This window comes from Agromyces excoecariae (assembly GCF_051715505.1).
Taxonomy (GTDB): domain Bacteria; phylum Actinomycetota; class Actinomycetes; order Actinomycetales; family Microbacteriaceae; genus Agromyces.
Genome location: NZ_JBPSLA010000012.1, coordinates 1 through 14,952, shown reverse-complemented (window position 1 = coordinate 14,952; position 14,952 = coordinate 1). Strand labels below are relative to the sequence as shown.

The following is a 14,952-nucleotide window of genomic DNA, read 5'->3' as shown; positions in this document are numbered from 1 at the left end:
GGCATCCGCCCTCGGGTGCGGAACTAGGCTGGACGCATGACCGACGTCGCCACCGCCCCCGCCGACCTCGCCGAGGTGCTCGACGCGCGCCTCGCCGCCGCGAAGGAGGCATCGCGCCGACTCGCGCGTGCGACGACCGCCGAGAAGGATGCCGCGCTCGCGGCGATCGCGGAACGGCTCCGGGCGCGCGTCGACGACATCGTCGCTGCGAACCGCGACGACCTCGAACGCGGTCGCGCGGCGGGGCTCGGCACCGGCCTGCTCGACCGCCTCGCCCTCGACGAGGTGCGGATCGGCGCCATCGCCGACGCCGTGCTCGACGTGGTCGGGCTCGGCGACCCCGTGGGTGAGACCGTGAGCGGTCGCACCCTCCCGAACGGCGTGCGCATCGAGCAGGTGCGCGTGCCGCTCGGCGTCGTCGGCGCGATCTACGAGGCCCGGCCGAACGTCACGGTCGACATCGCGGCGCTCGCCCTGAAGAGCGGCAATGCGGTCGCCCTGCGCGGCGGCTCCGCTGCGGAGCGCACCAACGCCGTGCTCGTCGAGGTGCTCCGCGAGGCGATCGCGGGCGCCGGTCTGCCCGGCGACCTCGTGCAGAGGGTCGACGACTTCGGCCGCGAGGGCGCACGCCACCTGATGCGCGCTCGCGACCACGTCGACGTGCTGATCCCGCGGGGGAGCGCCGCCCTGATCCGCGCCGTCGTCGACGAGGCCACCGTTCCCGTGATCGAGACGGGGGCCGGAGTCGTGCACATGTTCCTCGACGCGAGCGCGCGCGAGGACTGGTCGGTCGACCTCGTCCACAACGCGAAGGTGCAGCGACCCAGTGTCTGCAACGCACTCGAGACGCTGCTCGTGCACGCCGACGCCGCGGAGCGGCTGCTGCCGCCCGTGCTCGCCCGGCTCGAGGCAGCCGGGGTCACGGTGCACGGCGACGAGCGCGTGCGCGCCCTGCACCCCGACGCCCTGCCGACCACCGACGAGGACTGGGCCACCGAGCACATGAGCCTCGACCTCAACGTGGGCGTGGTCGATTCGCTCGACGATGCACTCGCGCACATCCGCCGGTTCTCGACCAAGCACACCGAATCGATCGTCACGAACGACCTCGGCAACGCCGAGCGGTTCCTCGACGAGGTGGATGCCGCGGCGGTCATGGTCAACGCCTCGACCCGCTTCACCGACGGTGCGGAGTTCGGCTTCGGCGCCGAGGTCGGGATCTCGACGCAGAAGCTGCACGCCCGCGGCCCGATGGGCCTGCCCGAACTCACGAGCACGAAGTGGATCGTGCGCGGCGCGGGCCACGTGCGCGGCTGAGCACGCGCCCGCCCGTCCGCACCGATAGACTGACCCGAGCGTCACCCGAAACACCTGGAGGAACGGCTGATGAGCCTGGCGACCGCACTGCAGACGAGCACTCTCATGACCGAGACCGTCCACGCGAGGGAACTCCCGTTCGACCCGATCTGGTTCGGCGTCATCGTCTTCTCGGTCTTCGTGGCGCTCGGCGTCGTCGTCTACTCCTACCGTGACGTCGCCAACCGCCACCGCTCGAAGGCCGAGGCCTACGCCGCCCGCCACGCCGGACACGAGCACGGCGGTCACTGATCGCATCGGTCCGGCCATGACCTCGGCAGCGCGGCGCCCGCGCCTCGGCGTGATGGGCGGAACCTTCGACCCCATCCACCACGGGCACCTCGTGGCAGCGAGCGAGGTCGCGCAGGAGTTCGACCTCGACGAGGTCGTGTTCGTACCGACCGGTCGGCCGTACTACAAGGAGGTCGTCACGCCGGCGGAGCACCGCTACCTGATGACCGTCATCGCGACGGCGTCGAATCCGCGGTTCACCGTCAGCCGGGTCGACATCGATCGCGAGAAGCCGACGTACACGATCGACACGCTCCGCGACATCCGCGGGGAGCGACCCGACACCGACCTCTTCTTCATCTCGGGCGCCGACGCGATCGCGCAGATCCTCTCCTGGAAGGACGTCGAGGAACTGTGGAGCCTCGCGCATTTCGTGGCTGTGAGTCGTCCGGGACATGTGTTGTCCGTTTCGGGACTGCCCGAGCAGGACGTAAGCTTGCTGGAAGTCCCGGCGTTGGCGATCTCGTCGACCGATTGCCGGGATCGAGTGCACCGGGGATCACCGGTGTGGTACCTGGTGCCTGACGGGGTCGTCCAGTACATCTCCAAGCACCACCTCTACCGGAGTGTCGAATGACGTCGTCGCAGGAACCGCCGCTCACGCGCCGAGAGATGCGCGAGCGAGAGCGCATGCTCGAGCAGCAGCGCGCCGCGACGTCGGCCCCCGAAGGCGGCGGCGCACCCGCGCCCGCGTCTGCCCAACCTCCGGCCCCAGCGGCGCAGTCGTCCTCGCAGCGGCCGGCGCAGCCGGCGTTTCCCCAGGGACCCGACCCACGCGTCGCGCCGCCGAGCCGGACGGCGACCGGCGGGCCGTCGGGCACGCCGCCGCGGCAGCCCGATCCGCGCCAGGTCCCGCCGTCGCAGCGACCTTCGCAGGGGTGGAACGACCCGCGCAGGCAATCGCCCGGACCCGCGCCGAGTGCGCCGGCCCAGGCGCCGCAGCGCGCACCGCAGCCCCCGCGTTCCGCAACGACGTCGGGCGCGATGCCGGTACCGGTCGACGACCGGCCGTATCCGGGCCGGGGAGTCGGCCAGGGGTCGGTTCCGCCCGCCGCCGCGCCGCGGCCCCCGCAGGGCCCACCGCGAAGCACTCCCGCACCGCAGACGACACCCGAGCGCACGCTCACCCGTCGCGAGCTGCGCGCCATGCTCGAGTCGCACGCGGGCGACGGCTTCGACGACATCGACGAGGCACCGCCCGAGGCTGCGCCCCAGCGACCGGCGCCCGCGGGCGGCGCCCCGCAGCGAGCGCCGCAGCGACCGGTCGAAGGACGCCCTCGCGATGAGTTCCAGCTGCCGCGCCACCCCCACCAGCCGGCGCCGTCTCGCACGGCGGCACCGCACACCACCGTCGATGCCGGCCTCGACGAGCCGGTCGTCGCGCCGAAGCCGGTCGGCCACTGGACCTCGCAACTGAACCTCCCCGAGGACCACTCCGAGCCGTACGACCAGTTGCTCTCGCGCGGCGGGTCGCCGCGCGGCGTCCCGACGACGACGAACGCGCTGATCCTGCCGTCGCTGCCCGACGAGGGGACGCTCGGCCATCAGCTCGCACCGAGCGGTGAGATCATCGTGACCGGCTCGATCGACCTGCCCCGCAGTTACGGTGCGACCGGCGTGCATCCGAGCCAGATCGACTCGAGCGACGTCGACCGCCTGTTCGACTCGGTCGAAGACCTGGCCGGCCCCGGCGTCGCGCCGGTCGCGGCGACCCGGGCGATCAGCACGCAGCAGCCCAGCAAGGCGATGATGGCGCCCCCGAGCAAGGAGGGCATGAACGTGCCGCTCGTGCTCGCCGTCACCGCGGGCGTGCTCGCGCTCGGCGTGGTGGCGACGCTCGTCGTCGGCGCGATGGCAGGGCTCTTCTGATCGAGGACATGATGGGAGCGGGCCGCACGCCGGCTTCCGGGAAGTCGAGGACATGACCGCAACCGACCACGCACACCGACTGCTCGCCATCGCTGCGCGCGCAGCGGACGCGAAGGGCGGTGAGGACCTCGTCGCGCTCGACGTGTCCGATCCGCTGCCGTTCGCGGACGTCTTCCTGCTCGTGACGGGCTCCGCCGAGCGCAACGTCGTCGCGATCGCCGATGCGGTGACCGAGGCGCTCCGCGAGGAGGGCCAGGACCTGGCGCGTCGCGAAGGACGCGACGGCGGCCGCTGGGCACTGCTCGACTTCGGCGACCTCGTCGTGCACGTCTTCCACCGCGAGGAGCGCATGTACTACGGTCTCGAGCGCCTCTGGCGCGACTGCCCGGCGATCCCCGTGGGGCCGCTGATCGAGCGCGACGGGTCCCCGACAGGCTCCGGAACCGCGTCGCTCAGCTGAGGCCGGCTCGATTTCATTTCCTCTGGGAGGCTGGTGTAGTCTGAATCCGTTGCCCCGAGAGGGCAGCGAAATTCAAGAGCGGGTCTGTGGCGCAGCTGGTAGCGCACCTGCATGGCATGCAGGGGGTCAGGGGTTCGAGTCCCCTCAGATCCACCAGAATGAAACCCCCGAGCGATCGCTCGGGGGTTTCGTCGTTCAGGCCGCGTGCGTCGCGTGCGACCGGCGTGCGCGGATGATCGACTCGGGCGCGGCGGTGAAGCGGCCGTGCCGGCCGTCTTCGGTCAGGTACTGGACGCGGATGCCCCGACCCACCCGAGCGACCTTCGCGATCTCGTACGAGCCGCCGGTCGCGCTGACGAGGATGTCGCCCACGGCGAGCTCCCTGGCCTGCATCAGTTCGACGATTCCCATGTCGAGAGGTTCTCACGACCCACCGACAATGCGGCGGGCGATGATCCGGCGCGCTTGCTTGACCGCCCCACCGGCCCGGCCCACAATTGGGGGACATGCCAAGACTGGGGGATTGCGCGATATGAGCGACACGACCACGCGGCCCGTCGACCACACGGGCGGCGACGGCGCCTACGGCGACACCGTCGTCTTCCAGACCGAACCCGACACCACCGACACCCGGGCCGACGCGACCGCGAAGCGGGGTTCATGGAGCCGCGACCTCCGCTTCATGCTCGTGGTGCTCGTCGCGATCGCGGCGCTGTTCCTCGCGTTCGCGCTCGTCGTCGCCTTCAGCGCCGACGCCTCCGGGATCGCCGCACTCGCGATCGTCGCCGCCCCGATCGCGACGATGGTCGCGGCGTACTACGGCATCTCGCTCGCGCTTCGGCAGGTGGCCGAGGCGCGCCGCTCGGCGGATGCCGCAGAGTCCCGCGCCCGTGCGGCCGAGACGAGTGCGCGCGAGTCCGACGCCTGGGCCGCGCAGATGGAATCGGGTCTGCGCGTCGCGGTCGCCAAGCTCGAGGCGGCCCGTATCGAGACCCGCGACGTCCAACGCGCCGCAGGCACTCCCGACGACTTCTTCTAGACCGGCCGGAGCCCGGAAACGGCGAAGGCGCATCCGTCCGGATGCGCCTTCGCCATCTCGTCATCGCGCGCCGCGGGGGACACGCGATGAGCTCAGAGGTCGGCGAGCAGCGAGATCGGTCGCTCGATGCACCCGGCGATGAAGGTGAGGAACGCGGCCGCCTCCGCCCCGTCGCACACCCGGTGGTCGAACGAGATCGTGAGCTCGGTCACCGTCCGCACCGCGATCGCGCCGTCGACGACCCACGGCCGCTCGACGAGACGTCCGATGCCGAGCATCGCCGCCTCGGGGTGGTTGATGATCGCGGCCGAGCCGTCCACGCCGAGCGTGCCGTAGTTGTTCAGCGTGAACGTTCCGCCGCTGAGGGCGTCGGGCGGGAACGCGCCGGTCGACGCCTGGTCGGTGCGGGCCTGGATCGCGTCGCGCAGCTCGCGGAGCGACATCCGGTCGACACCGTGAACGACCGGGACGAGGAGCCCTCGCGGCGTCTGAGCGGCGAGCCCGAGGCTGATCCCCGAGTGCAGCACGAGTTCGTTCCGATCGGCGTCGAAGCTGGCGTTCAGCGACGGATGCCGGCGGAGCCCGGCGATCGCGAAGCGAGCCACGAGCGCCGTGATGCCGAACTTCTCGCCCGTGGCCGCGTTGAGCTGGCGGCGCGCGGCGAGCAGCTCGGTCGCGTCGACGTCCATCCAGACCGTCGCCTCGGGGATCTCGCGACGCGAGCGCGTGAAGTGCGCCGCGGCGGCCCGCTGCATGCGATCGAGCGGGACGCGCTGCTCGCCGGCGCGCGGCGCCGACGGGGCCGCGGCGACCGGGGGCATCGACGGCATCGCGGGTGCGGCGCCGCGACCGGCTCGCGCCTCGTCGAGTTCGGCGATGAACGCCTCGACGTCGGCGCGGACCACGAGGCCGTCGGGCCCGCTGCCGAGCAGCTCGCTCGCATCGAACCCGTGCTCGCGGGCGAGCCGCCGGACGATCGGCGAGATCACGGGGGAGTGGCGCCCGTGCTCGAGGGTGTGCGCGGCGTGCGCCTCGGCGAGCGCGCGCTCCTCGTCGTCGTGCCCGGCCGCGCCGGAATCGCCGGAGGCGCCAGGGGCCGCACCGGAGTCCGAGGCGAGATCGGGCGCGGGCGCCTCGGTCCCCGCGGTCGATGCGTCCGGTCCGGATGCCGCAGGCGCCTCGCCGTCCGTCCGGCGTCGGCCGAACCGGGAGGGCGCCGTGGCCGATCGGGCCGTCGCCGCGCTCGTCCGGGTGCCGTAGCCGATGAGGACGGCGCCGGACTCTTCGGAGGCGGCCTCGGTCGGCACGGCGATGCCGGGCTCCGCGGCGACCGGCTCGGGCTGCGCCGGCATCGCGTCGCCCGCAGGGGCGGCCGGCGGGGCGGCATCCGTCGTCGCGTCGGCCCTCGGGGCGTCGACGTCGGCGCCCACCGGGGTGAGGCGCATGAGCACCTGGCCGGCATGCAGCACCTGACCGACCTCGCCCCCGAGCGATTCGACGACGCCCGCGAACGGCGTCGGCAGCTGCACGACGGACTTGGCCGATTCCAGTTCCACGACGGGCTGGTCGACGCTCACCTCGTCGCCGGGGGCGACGAGCCAGGCGACCACTTCGGCCTCGGTGAGACCCTCGCCGAGGTCGGGCAGGATGAACTCGCGCGCGCTCATGCGAGGTCCCATTCCCACGATGCGAGCGCTTCGAGCACCCGGTCGGGCGTCGGCAGGTAGTGCTCCTCGAGCTTCGGCGACGGATAGGGGATGTCGTAGCCCGTAATCCGAAGGATCGGCGCGGCGAGGTGGAAGAAGTTCCGCTCGGTCAGGCGCGCGGCGACCTCGGCGCCGTAGCCGCCGAACTGGGCGGCCTCGTGGATGACCGCGGCGCGGGAGGTCTTCCTGAGCGATGCGCCGACCGTCTCGTCGTCGAACGGGGAGAGGCTCCGGAGGTCGACCACCTCGATCGAGAGCCCCTCGGCCTCGGCGGCGGCCGCGGCATCCATCGCCGTGCGCACCGTGGGGCCGTAGCCGATCAGGGTGACGTCGGTGCCCTCGCGGACGACCTCGGCCCGGTTCATGGGCGCGGTGCGCACCGGGAGCGACAGCTCGGCCTTCGACCAGTAGCGGCTCTTCGGCTCCATGAAGACGACCGGGTCGTCGCTGTCGATGGCCTCGCGGAGCATCGAGTACGCGTCGGCCGGGTTCGAGGGCATGACGACGGTGAGGCCGGGGGTCGCGGCCCAGTACGCCTCGGACGAGTCGGAGTGGTGCTCGACGCCGCCGATCGCACCGGCGCAGGGGATGCGGATGACCATGGGCAGGCTCACCCGGCCCTTGGTCCGGTTCCGCATCTTCGCGACGTGCGAGACGATCTGCTCGAACGCCGGGTAGCTGAACGCGTCGAACTGCATCTCGACGACTGGGCGCAACCCGTACATCGCCATGCCGACGGCGGTGCCGACGATGCCGGACTCGGCCAGGGGCGAATCCCACACGCGCTCGTCGCCGAACGCGGCCTGGAGACCGTCGGTGACGCGGAACACGCCCCCGAGCGGGCCGACGTCCTCGCCGTAGACGACGACGCGGTCGTCCTCGGCCATCGCATCGCGGAGGGCGGCGTTCAGCGCGCCCGCCATGGTGAGCGACTGTGGGGCGGATGCCGCGGCATCCGCCACGGGCTCGGTGACGGGCGTGCTCATCGGGCGACCGCCTCCTCGCGTGCGTCCCCGGCGCGGGCGGCGAGCTCGGCCTGGAGCGCGGCGCGCTGCTCGGCGAGCGCGGCGCGCGGCGTCGCGTAGACGTGGTCGAAGAGTTCCAGCGGGTCGAGCTCGGGGGCCTGGCTCATCGCATCGCGCGTGCGGGCGGCGAGCGTCTCACCGGCCTCGGTGATCTCGGCGCGGACGTCGTCGGTCAGCGCCCCCTCGGAGACGAGGTACTTCTCGAGGCGCTCGATCGGGTCGCGGCGCTTCCAGTGCTCGACGTCGCGCGCAGCGCGGTACCGCGTCGGGTCGTCGGAGTTCGTGTGCGACTCGATGCGGTACGTGAGGCCCTCGATGAGGGTGGGGCCGCCGCCCGATCGGGCGCGGGCGACCGCGGCGGTCGCGACGGCGAACATCGCCGCGACGTCGTTGCCGTCGACGTGGTAGCCGGGCATGCCGTACCCGACGGCCTTGTCGGCGAGCGTCGTCGCGTGCGTCTGGCGGGCGATGGGCGTGCTGATCGCGAACTGGTTGTTCTGCACGAGGAAGACGGTCGGGGTCTGCCAGACGGCCGCGAAGTTGAACGCCTCGTGGGCGTCGCCTTCGCTCGTGGCGCCGTCGCCGAGGTAGGTCAGGGTCACGATCGGGTCGTTGCGCAGGCGCGCGGCGTGCGCGAGGCCGACCGCGTGCAGCGCCTGCGTGGCGAGCGGCGTCGCCATGGCGGCGGTGCGGTGCGCGTGCTGGTCCCACCCGTTGTGCCAGTCGCCTCGGAAGGACTGGAGGATCTCGCCGGGCTCGAGGCCGCGCGTGAGCAGCGCGATGCTGTCGCGATACGTCGGGAACAGCCAGTCGTCGGCCGTGATCGCCGACACGACGCCGATCTCGCACGCCTCCTGCCCGTACGCCGACGGATAGGTCGCCAGGCGTCCCTGCTTGGTGAGCGCCGTGACCTGCACGTCGAAGCGGCGGGCGACGACCATGCGTCGGTAGAGGTCGAGCAGGCGTTCGACGGGCGGCAGCTCGAACCCGCCGGTCTCGCGGCCGTGGAGTGCGTGCCCGGCGTTGTCGAGGAGTCGGATCGGCTTCTCGGAGGGGAGGACGCGTGGCTCGTGATGCTCGACGTTGAGGCTCATGTGGCCATGGTGCGACAGTCTGCATCGACCTCGCTCGGCGTGCGGGACAACGGTGAACGATCGGCACGGGAACGGCGAAACACGGACCGATCGTCCGGCCGCGAGCCCCTCAGGAGCGCCAGATGTCCAGCGACTGCGCGGGGGGTCGTCCGTCGATCTCCTCGAGGATCAGGTGCGAGCGCGTGGAGACGACCCCGGGCATGTCGTGGATGTCGCGCAGGATCGCCTGGCTGAGCTGCTCGTGGTCGGGCGCGCTCACGGTGAGGATGATGTCGATGTCGCCCGAGACGGCCTGGACCTTCTCGACGAACGGGAGCGTGGCGAGCTTCGCAGCGATCGACTCCCACGAGACGTCGCCGATGCGGACGACGACGAGCGCCGAGATGTTCAGGCCGATCGACTTGCGGTCGATCTGTGCGCCGAAGCCGGTGATCACACCGCGCTGCTGCAGCGCGAGCACGCGGTTGTGGGCGGCCGTCCGCGAGATGTGCACGCGCTCGGCGAGGGTGCGCACCGAGAGTCGGCCGTCACGGCTCAGCTCCGCGACGATCCGCCGGTCGATCGCGTCGAGCGGCTCGTCGTGGTGGGGTGCGTGCTGGGTCATCCTCGTCCTCGCAGGTCACCCTCAGCGTACCGGCTGCGGCGACGGAGTCGTCGGAGCGAAGTCCGCGTCGGGATGGCCCTGACCTCGGGCGGCACGATGCGCCGGAGCACCGCGATGGCGGTGAGCCATCCGTCGGCGGCGCGCTCGACGCGCGGCGTCCAGTTGATGCCGTACGCGGCGCGGAGCGCCGGCGGGAGGAGGCCCGCGGTGACCAACCGGACCGGGACCATCAGCGGCACGAGCACGGGAGGCAGGCCGGTGCCGGCGAGCAGGTCGCGCGCGACGCTCCGGGCGTCGTCGCCGACCTGGAGCGACTCCAGCCGGTCGGCCCACCAGGCCTCGAACTCGGCGCGGGTCGCGGGCCAGCCGGCCGGCGCGCCCTGCAGGCGTGCGGCGATCGGCGCGTATCCGCGTACGAGCGCGTCGGCGGTCGCCGTGTCGAGGCGTGCGCCGTTCAACCGCTCCTCGAGGTCGAGCGCGACGGCCAGGAGCGTCGCGGCGACCCACCGCTGCGCATCAGCGTCGCGCGCGTCGTACGCGGGGCGATGCGGGTGCTCGCCGTCGCCGCGGACCCTCGCGTGCCGAGCGTCGACGATCCGCGAGACGTGGCGGATGTCCTGCTCGTCGCCGAACACGAGGGCCGTCAGGTACGCGTGGGTGCCGACGAGCCGATCGAGCGGGCGGTCGCGGAACCGGCTGTGGCGCGCGACTCCGGCCGCGACGCGAGGGTCGGCCAGCTGCAGCAGGATGGCCGTGGCGCCGCCCGCCATCAGCGTGGCATCCGCCGCATGCCGCCGGAGCACGGCCCGCTCGCGTCCGGGATCGTGGTCGTCGCTCATCCGTCCAGTCTCCACCTCGCGCGTGCGGGAGTCGTCCAGCCGTGCCGCGTAGACTCTCGCGGGTGCGTCTGAGAGCGGGTTCGTCGTCGGTCGCCGCAGTCCTCCTCGGTGCCGCGGTGCTCGTCGGCTGCGCGAGCCCGGGTGCGTCGGCACCGGCCGCCACGAGCGAGGCCTCGGCGACGCCGACGCCGACGCCGAGTCCGACCCCGTCGACTCCGGGCGAGTGGGCGGCTGAGCGGGTCGCCGCGATGACCGACGAGGAACGTGCCGCTTCGCTGCTCATGCTGCACGCACCGGGCACCGATCCCGCCTCGATGCGCGCGCTCATCGACCGGGGCATCGCCGGGGTCATCCTGATGGGCGACAACATCCCGGGCTCCGAGGCGGAACTCGCCGGGTTGACGAGCGCCCTGCAGGCCGATCCGGAGGCGGCGACCCTGATCGGCATCGACCAGGAGGGCGGGATCGTCAGCCGAATTCCCTGGGACCCCGCGCCCGCGCCGGACGAACTCCGCGACCAGCCGGCCGCGGCGACGCACGACGCGTTCGCCGCACGCGCGGCGGCGCTCGCGGCATCCGGCGTGAACGTCAACTTCGGCATCGTGGCGGATGTCACGGACGATCCGTCCTCGTTCATCTACGACCGGATCCTCGGGACCAGCCCCGCGGCCTCCGCCGAGCACGTCGCCGCCGCCGTCGACGGGGAGCGCGGCGCGGTCGCGAGCACGGTCAAGCACTTCCCGGGCCATGGTGCCGCGCCGGGCGACTCGCACGTCTCGGTCCCGTCGGCACCGCTCTCGCTCGATGCGTGGCGAGCCGGGCCGGCGCTGCCGTTCGAGGCGGCGATCGATGCCGACGTCGAGTTGGTCATGACCGGGCATCTCAGCTACCCGGCGGTGGATGCCGCTCCCGCGTCGCTCTCGTCCGAGTGGCACCGGATCCTGCGTGACGAACTCGGGTTCGACGGCGTGCTGGTCACCGACGACATGCTGATGCTGCAGCACAACGGGCTCGCCGAGTACGCCGACCCGGGGGAGAACGCGATCCGGGCGGTCGCGGCCGGCAGCGACCTGCTGCTCTACGTGCTGCCCGCCGACCCGTCGGAGTTCGGCATCAGCGTCGAGGGGCTGGCAGCCTCGATCGCGGGCGCCGTGGCCGACGGCCGGATCCCCTCGGAGCGTCTCGAGGAGGCGGCGACCCGCGTCCTGGAGCTCCGTCGCGAACTCGCCACGGAAGTCGGGGAATAGATCCGCGAGGTCCATGCGTTTGCATTCATCGTGGCCACCCGGCCCGGAACGCAACGACTGGGAGAGAGACCCGAATGACGACGACCGCGACGACCCTCGAGATCCCCGGCTACCGCGCCGGCACCTGGAAGATCGACCCCACGCACAGCGAGGTGGGCTTCAGCATCCGCCACCTCATGATCAGCAAGGTCAAGGGCAAGTTCGAGCGCTTCGACGCCACGTTCATCACCGCCGAGGACCCGCTGGAGTCGCGCGTGACCGCGTCGGCCGAGGTCGCCTCGATCACCACCAACGAGCCCAACCGCGACGCGCACCTTCGCACCGGCGACTTCTTCGAGGCCGAGCAGCACCCGACCATCGACTTCGTCTCGACCGGCGTCCGCGTCGAGCGCGGCCAGTTCAAGGTCGACGGCGAGCTCACCATGCGCGGCGTCACCAAGCCCGTCACGTTCGACTTCGACTTCGGCGGCTTCGGCGGCGACCCGTACGGCAACTACAAGGGCGGCGCGACCGCCAAGGCCGTCGTGAACCGCGAGGACTTCGGCCTCACCTACAACGCGGCCCTCGAGACCGGTGGCGTGCTCCTCGGCGAGCAGGTCACCATCACGCTCGAGCTCCAGGCGGCGCTCGTCCAGGACTGAGCGCGTTCCCGTCCGGTCGCCTCACGCGGCCGGGCGGATGAGGACCGAGGGGTCGTACCGGCTGACGCCGATGCGGCCCCTCGTCCACGTTCGCGCCGTGCGACTCGCCGGGCCGTGCGCGGGCGCGCGAACGGGTTCACGAGTCGGCGCGCTGTGGTTCAGGGCGTCGTCGAATCGATGCCCGCCAGCTCGATGCCCTGGAACCTCGCCCACGCCCGGACCGGGCGTTCGAAGCGGGATGCCGCCGAGGCGTGCTTCGACTCGAACCACCGCAACTCCACGCGCGGCTTCGCCGCGGTGCCGGCCCGCTTCCAGGTGCCGACCACGCGGCCGTCGAGGATGAGCGTGGGCTGGAACACCCCGTTGCCGCCCGGGATGACCAGGTCGCCGAACTCCGGATCGCAGACGGGAGAGCGGTCGGCGTAGCCGAGGTAGTACTCGTCGAACCCGGCGAGCGCGAGCGCGCCGCTCGGGCGGGATGCCGCAGCATCCGTCGCACCGGCCGCGATGTATCGGTCGGGTCCGTCGTCGTGGGGGCGGTCGGTGAATCGCTCGATGGCGTCGCCGGCTCCGTCGAGGGCGGTTCTGGCGTCGCGCATCGTCAAACCGCTCCACCAGGCGAAGTCGGCGAGCGTGGCCGGGCCGTGCCCGCCGACGTAGGCCGTGAAGAGCTCGGCCAGCGTCGCCTCGGACGTGTCGGGCTCGTCGGCGCCCGCCGGCGCCCACTCGTCGAGCAGCGCGAAGTGCTGGAGCCGCCCATCGACCGGACCGCCGCAGAGCACGCCGTCGAGCGCGAGCCACCAGATGAGGTGGTAGGTGCGGGGCCCGTTCGCGTCGATCCCCGCCGTTCGCCACAGCTCGGAGAGCTCGTCGCGGGTGGCCGTGCCGCCGCCGGCGAGCTCGCGTTCGACCGCATCCCGCGCGAGGCGGTACTCGGCTTCGCCGAGTTCGAGTCGCTCGTGACGCAGCCGGGCGTTCGCCAGCACGCGCGCCGCGGTGAGCCGGAGCGTCGGGCGCAGCAGCCTCGCGGGCATCACGTGGAGCGTGCCGCGCATCGGCCAGGAGCGCACGACCCGTCGCTCGGCGAGCGCCGCATCGACCGCGTCGGGCGTCGGCCGCGTCATCCGCGACCCGATCACCCACTTCGCGGCGCCGAGGTCTTGCGCCTGGATCGCCCCGAGGCGCCCGACGACGCTCGCGGCGTCGTCGGCCGGGGTGCGGAACCCGTGCGAGGTCAGGCGCACCGCACGCGCGAGCTGGGACGAACCGGACGGCATGGCATCAGTCTGCCGCGCACCGCCGACACGCGGCATCCGCCGCCCGAGGCTAGACTGGAGGGCTGTGCCGCTCGGCACGCCCACCATCCCCGCTCCCGGCCCCGGAGGTCACCGTGCTCGCCGTCCACGACCTCGAGATCCGCGTCGGTGCGCGCCTGCTCATGGAGGGCGTGAGCTTCCGCGTCTCCTCGGGCGACAAGATCGGCCTCGTCGGGCGCAACGGCGCCGGCAAGACGACCCTCACGAAGACGCTCGCGGGAGAGACGCTGCCCACCGACGGTCGCATCGATCGCTCCGGCGAGATCGGGTACCTCCCGCAGGACCCGCGCTCCGGCGACCCCGAGATGCTCGCCCGCACGCGCATCCTCGACGCCCGCGGGCTGGGGTCGCTCGTCGTCGGCATGCGCGAGGCCTCCGAGCGGATGGGCTCCAGCGATCCCGTCGTCGCCGAGAAGGCGATGAAGCGGTTCGGCACCCTCACCGATCGGTTCACCGCCCTCGGCGGGTACGCCGCCGAAGCCGAGGCCGCATCGATCGCGTCGAACCTGAACCTGCCCGACCGGATCCTCGACCAGCCGCTGAAGACCCTCTCGGGGGGCCAGCGACGACGCATCGAGCTCGCGCGCATCCTGTTCTCCGACGCGGACACGATGATCCTCGACGAGCCGACGAACCACCTCGACGCCGACTCGGTGGTCTGGCTCCGCGAGTTCCTGAAGGGCTACCGCGGCGGCGTGATCGTCATCAGCCACGACGTCGAGCTGGTCGGCGAGGTCGTGAACCGGGTGTTCTACCTCGACGCCAACCGGTCGGTCATCGACGTCTACAACATGGGCTGGAAGCACTACCTCCGCCAGCGCGCGGCCGACGAGGAGCGCCGCAAGAAGGAGCGTGCGAACGCCGAGAAGAAGGCCGACGCGCTGCGCCAGCAGGCCGCGAAGTTCGGTGCGAAGGCCTCGAAGGCCGCGGCGGCCCACCAGATGGTCGCCCGGGCCGAGAAGCTGCTGTCTGGACTCGAGGAGGTCCGCGCCGTCGACCGCGTCGCGAAGCTCCGCTTCCCGACTCCCGCGCCCTGCGGGCGAACCCCGCTGACCGCCGCCGACCTGTCGAAGAGCTACGGCTCGCTCGAGATCTTCACGGCCGTCGACCTCGCGATCGACCGTGGTTCGAAGGTCGTCATCATCGGCCTGAACGGCGCGGGCAAGACCACGCTCCTCCGCATCCTCGCGGGCGTCGACCGGCCCGACACCGGCGTCGTCGACGCCGGCCACGGCCTGCGGATCGGCTACTACGCGCAGGAGCACGAGACGCTCGACGTCTCGCGGACGGTGCTGCAGAACATGGTGAGCGCCTCGCCGAACCTCACCGAGACCGAGGCGCGCAAGGTCCTCGGCTCGTTCCTGTTCACCGGCGACGACGTGCACAAGCCCGCCGGCGTGCTCTCCGGAGGCGAGAAGACCCGCCTGGCACTCGCCACCATCGTCGTCTCGGGCGCGAACGTGCT

16 protein-coding genes and 1 tRNA gene are annotated in these 14,952 nt (G+C 72.3%); 10 read left to right on the top strand and 7 right to left on the bottom strand.

The features are described from left to right. Positions 1–36 precede the first annotated feature (36 nt). The 6 genes from ACSJD1_RS11830 (at position 37) to ACSJD1_RS11805 (ending at position 4,132) form a co-directional block, all read left to right on the top strand. Entirely contained in the window at positions 37–1,317 is a 1,281-nt protein-coding gene (locus ACSJD1_RS11830) for a glutamate-5-semialdehyde dehydrogenase (RefSeq protein ID WP_438855509.1), read from the top strand. 69 nt (positions 1,318–1,386) lie between these two features. Beyond that, positions 1,387–1,608 carry a hypothetical protein gene (locus ACSJD1_RS11825; protein ID WP_438855508.1) on the top strand — a complete coding sequence of 74 codons (222 nt, stop codon included), beginning with the start codon at positions 1,387–1,389 and terminating at the stop codon, positions 1,606–1,608. 16 nt (positions 1,609–1,624) lie between these two features. Further along, positions 1,625–2,224, top strand: a complete 600-nt coding sequence (gene nadD / locus ACSJD1_RS11820) for a nicotinate-nucleotide adenylyltransferase (RefSeq protein ID WP_438855507.1) — start codon at positions 1,625–1,627, stop codon at positions 2,222–2,224. Between the two features lie 569 nt (positions 2,225–2,793). Then, positions 2,794–3,516 (top strand): hypothetical protein, encoded by a 723-nt coding sequence (locus ACSJD1_RS11815; RefSeq protein ID WP_438855506.1) that lies wholly within the window; start codon positions 2,794–2,796, stop codon positions 3,514–3,516. A 52-nt stretch (positions 3,517–3,568) separates the two neighbouring features. Further along, positions 3,569–3,976: a ribosome silencing factor gene (gene rsfS, locus ACSJD1_RS11810; RefSeq protein WP_438855505.1), complete on the top strand. Its 408-nt coding sequence runs from the start codon at positions 3,569–3,571 to the stop codon at positions 3,974–3,976. Between the two features lie 80 nt (positions 3,977–4,056). Beyond that, positions 4,057–4,132: transfer RNA gene (locus tag ACSJD1_RS11805), tRNA-Ala, on the top strand. 39 nt (positions 4,133–4,171) lie between these two features. Here ACSJD1_RS11805 and ACSJD1_RS11800 read toward each other — a convergent pair. Further along, complete coding sequence (locus ACSJD1_RS11800) at positions 4,172–4,387, bottom strand: hypothetical protein (protein ID WP_438855504.1); 216 nt, start codon at positions 4,385–4,387, stop codon at positions 4,172–4,174. Positions 4,388–4,508: 121 nt separating this feature from the next. Between ACSJD1_RS11800 and ACSJD1_RS11795 the strand changes: the two genes are divergently transcribed. Beyond that, positions 4,509–5,015 (top strand): hypothetical protein, encoded by a 507-nt coding sequence (locus ACSJD1_RS11795; protein WP_438855503.1) that lies wholly within the window; start codon positions 4,509–4,511, stop codon positions 5,013–5,015. 92 nt (positions 5,016–5,107) lie between these two features. Here ACSJD1_RS11795 and ACSJD1_RS11790 read toward each other — a convergent pair whose 3' ends face one another. The 5 genes from ACSJD1_RS11790 to ACSJD1_RS11770 form a co-directional block, all read right to left on the bottom strand. Further along, positions 5,108–6,682 carry a dihydrolipoamide acetyltransferase family protein gene (locus ACSJD1_RS11790; RefSeq protein ID WP_438855502.1) on the bottom strand — a complete coding sequence of 525 codons (1,575 nt, stop codon included), beginning with the start codon at positions 6,680–6,682 and terminating at the stop codon, positions 5,108–5,110. Further along, entirely contained in the window at positions 6,679–7,707 is a 1,029-nt protein-coding gene (locus tag ACSJD1_RS11785) for an alpha-ketoacid dehydrogenase subunit beta (protein ID WP_438855501.1), read from the bottom strand. Before ACSJD1_RS11785 ends, ACSJD1_RS11790 begins: the two co-directional genes overlap by 4 nt. Continuing rightward, positions 7,704–8,840, bottom strand: coding sequence for a pyruvate dehydrogenase (acetyl-transferring) E1 component subunit alpha (gene pdhA / locus ACSJD1_RS11780; protein WP_438855500.1), 1,137 nt, complete (start codon positions 8,838–8,840; stop codon positions 7,704–7,706). The genes ACSJD1_RS11785 and pdhA overlap by 4 nt, the downstream gene beginning before the upstream one ends. A 109-nt stretch (positions 8,841–8,949) precedes the next feature. Continuing rightward, entirely contained in the window at positions 8,950–9,444 is a 495-nt protein-coding gene (locus ACSJD1_RS11775; RefSeq protein WP_155052368.1) for an Lrp/AsnC family transcriptional regulator, read from the bottom strand. Continuing rightward, on the bottom strand, positions 9,441–10,283 hold the full coding sequence (locus ACSJD1_RS11770) for an oxygenase MpaB family protein (protein WP_438855499.1): 843 nt from the start codon (positions 10,281–10,283) through the stop codon (positions 9,441–9,443). Before ACSJD1_RS11770 ends, ACSJD1_RS11775 begins: the two co-directional genes overlap by 4 nt. A gap of 62 nt (positions 10,284–10,345) precedes the next feature. Between ACSJD1_RS11770 and ACSJD1_RS11765 the strand changes: the two genes are divergently transcribed. Beyond that, the gene (locus tag ACSJD1_RS11765; RefSeq protein WP_438855498.1) at positions 10,346–11,530 is read left to right on the top strand and encodes a glycoside hydrolase family 3 N-terminal domain-containing protein; all 1,185 of its coding nucleotides are present in this window, start codon (positions 10,346–10,348) and stop codon (positions 11,528–11,530) included. Between the two features lie 74 nt (positions 11,531–11,604). Continuing rightward, entirely contained in the window at positions 11,605–12,171 is a 567-nt protein-coding gene (locus ACSJD1_RS11760) for a YceI family protein (RefSeq protein WP_438855497.1), read from the top strand. A 158-nt stretch (positions 12,172–12,329) separates the two neighbouring features. Here the strand turns inward: ACSJD1_RS11760 and ACSJD1_RS11755 are convergent, their stop codons facing one another. Further along, positions 12,330–13,448, bottom strand: coding sequence for a winged helix DNA-binding domain-containing protein (locus ACSJD1_RS11755; protein WP_438855496.1), 1,119 nt, complete (start codon positions 13,446–13,448; stop codon positions 12,330–12,332). Positions 13,449–13,561: 113 nt separating this feature from the next. On the opposite strand from ACSJD1_RS11755, the gene ACSJD1_RS11750 reads away from it, so the two are divergent. Further along, the coding region (locus ACSJD1_RS11750) for an ABC-F family ATP-binding cassette domain-containing protein (RefSeq protein WP_438855495.1) at positions 13,562–14,952 on the top strand (1,391 nt) is incomplete at its 3' end.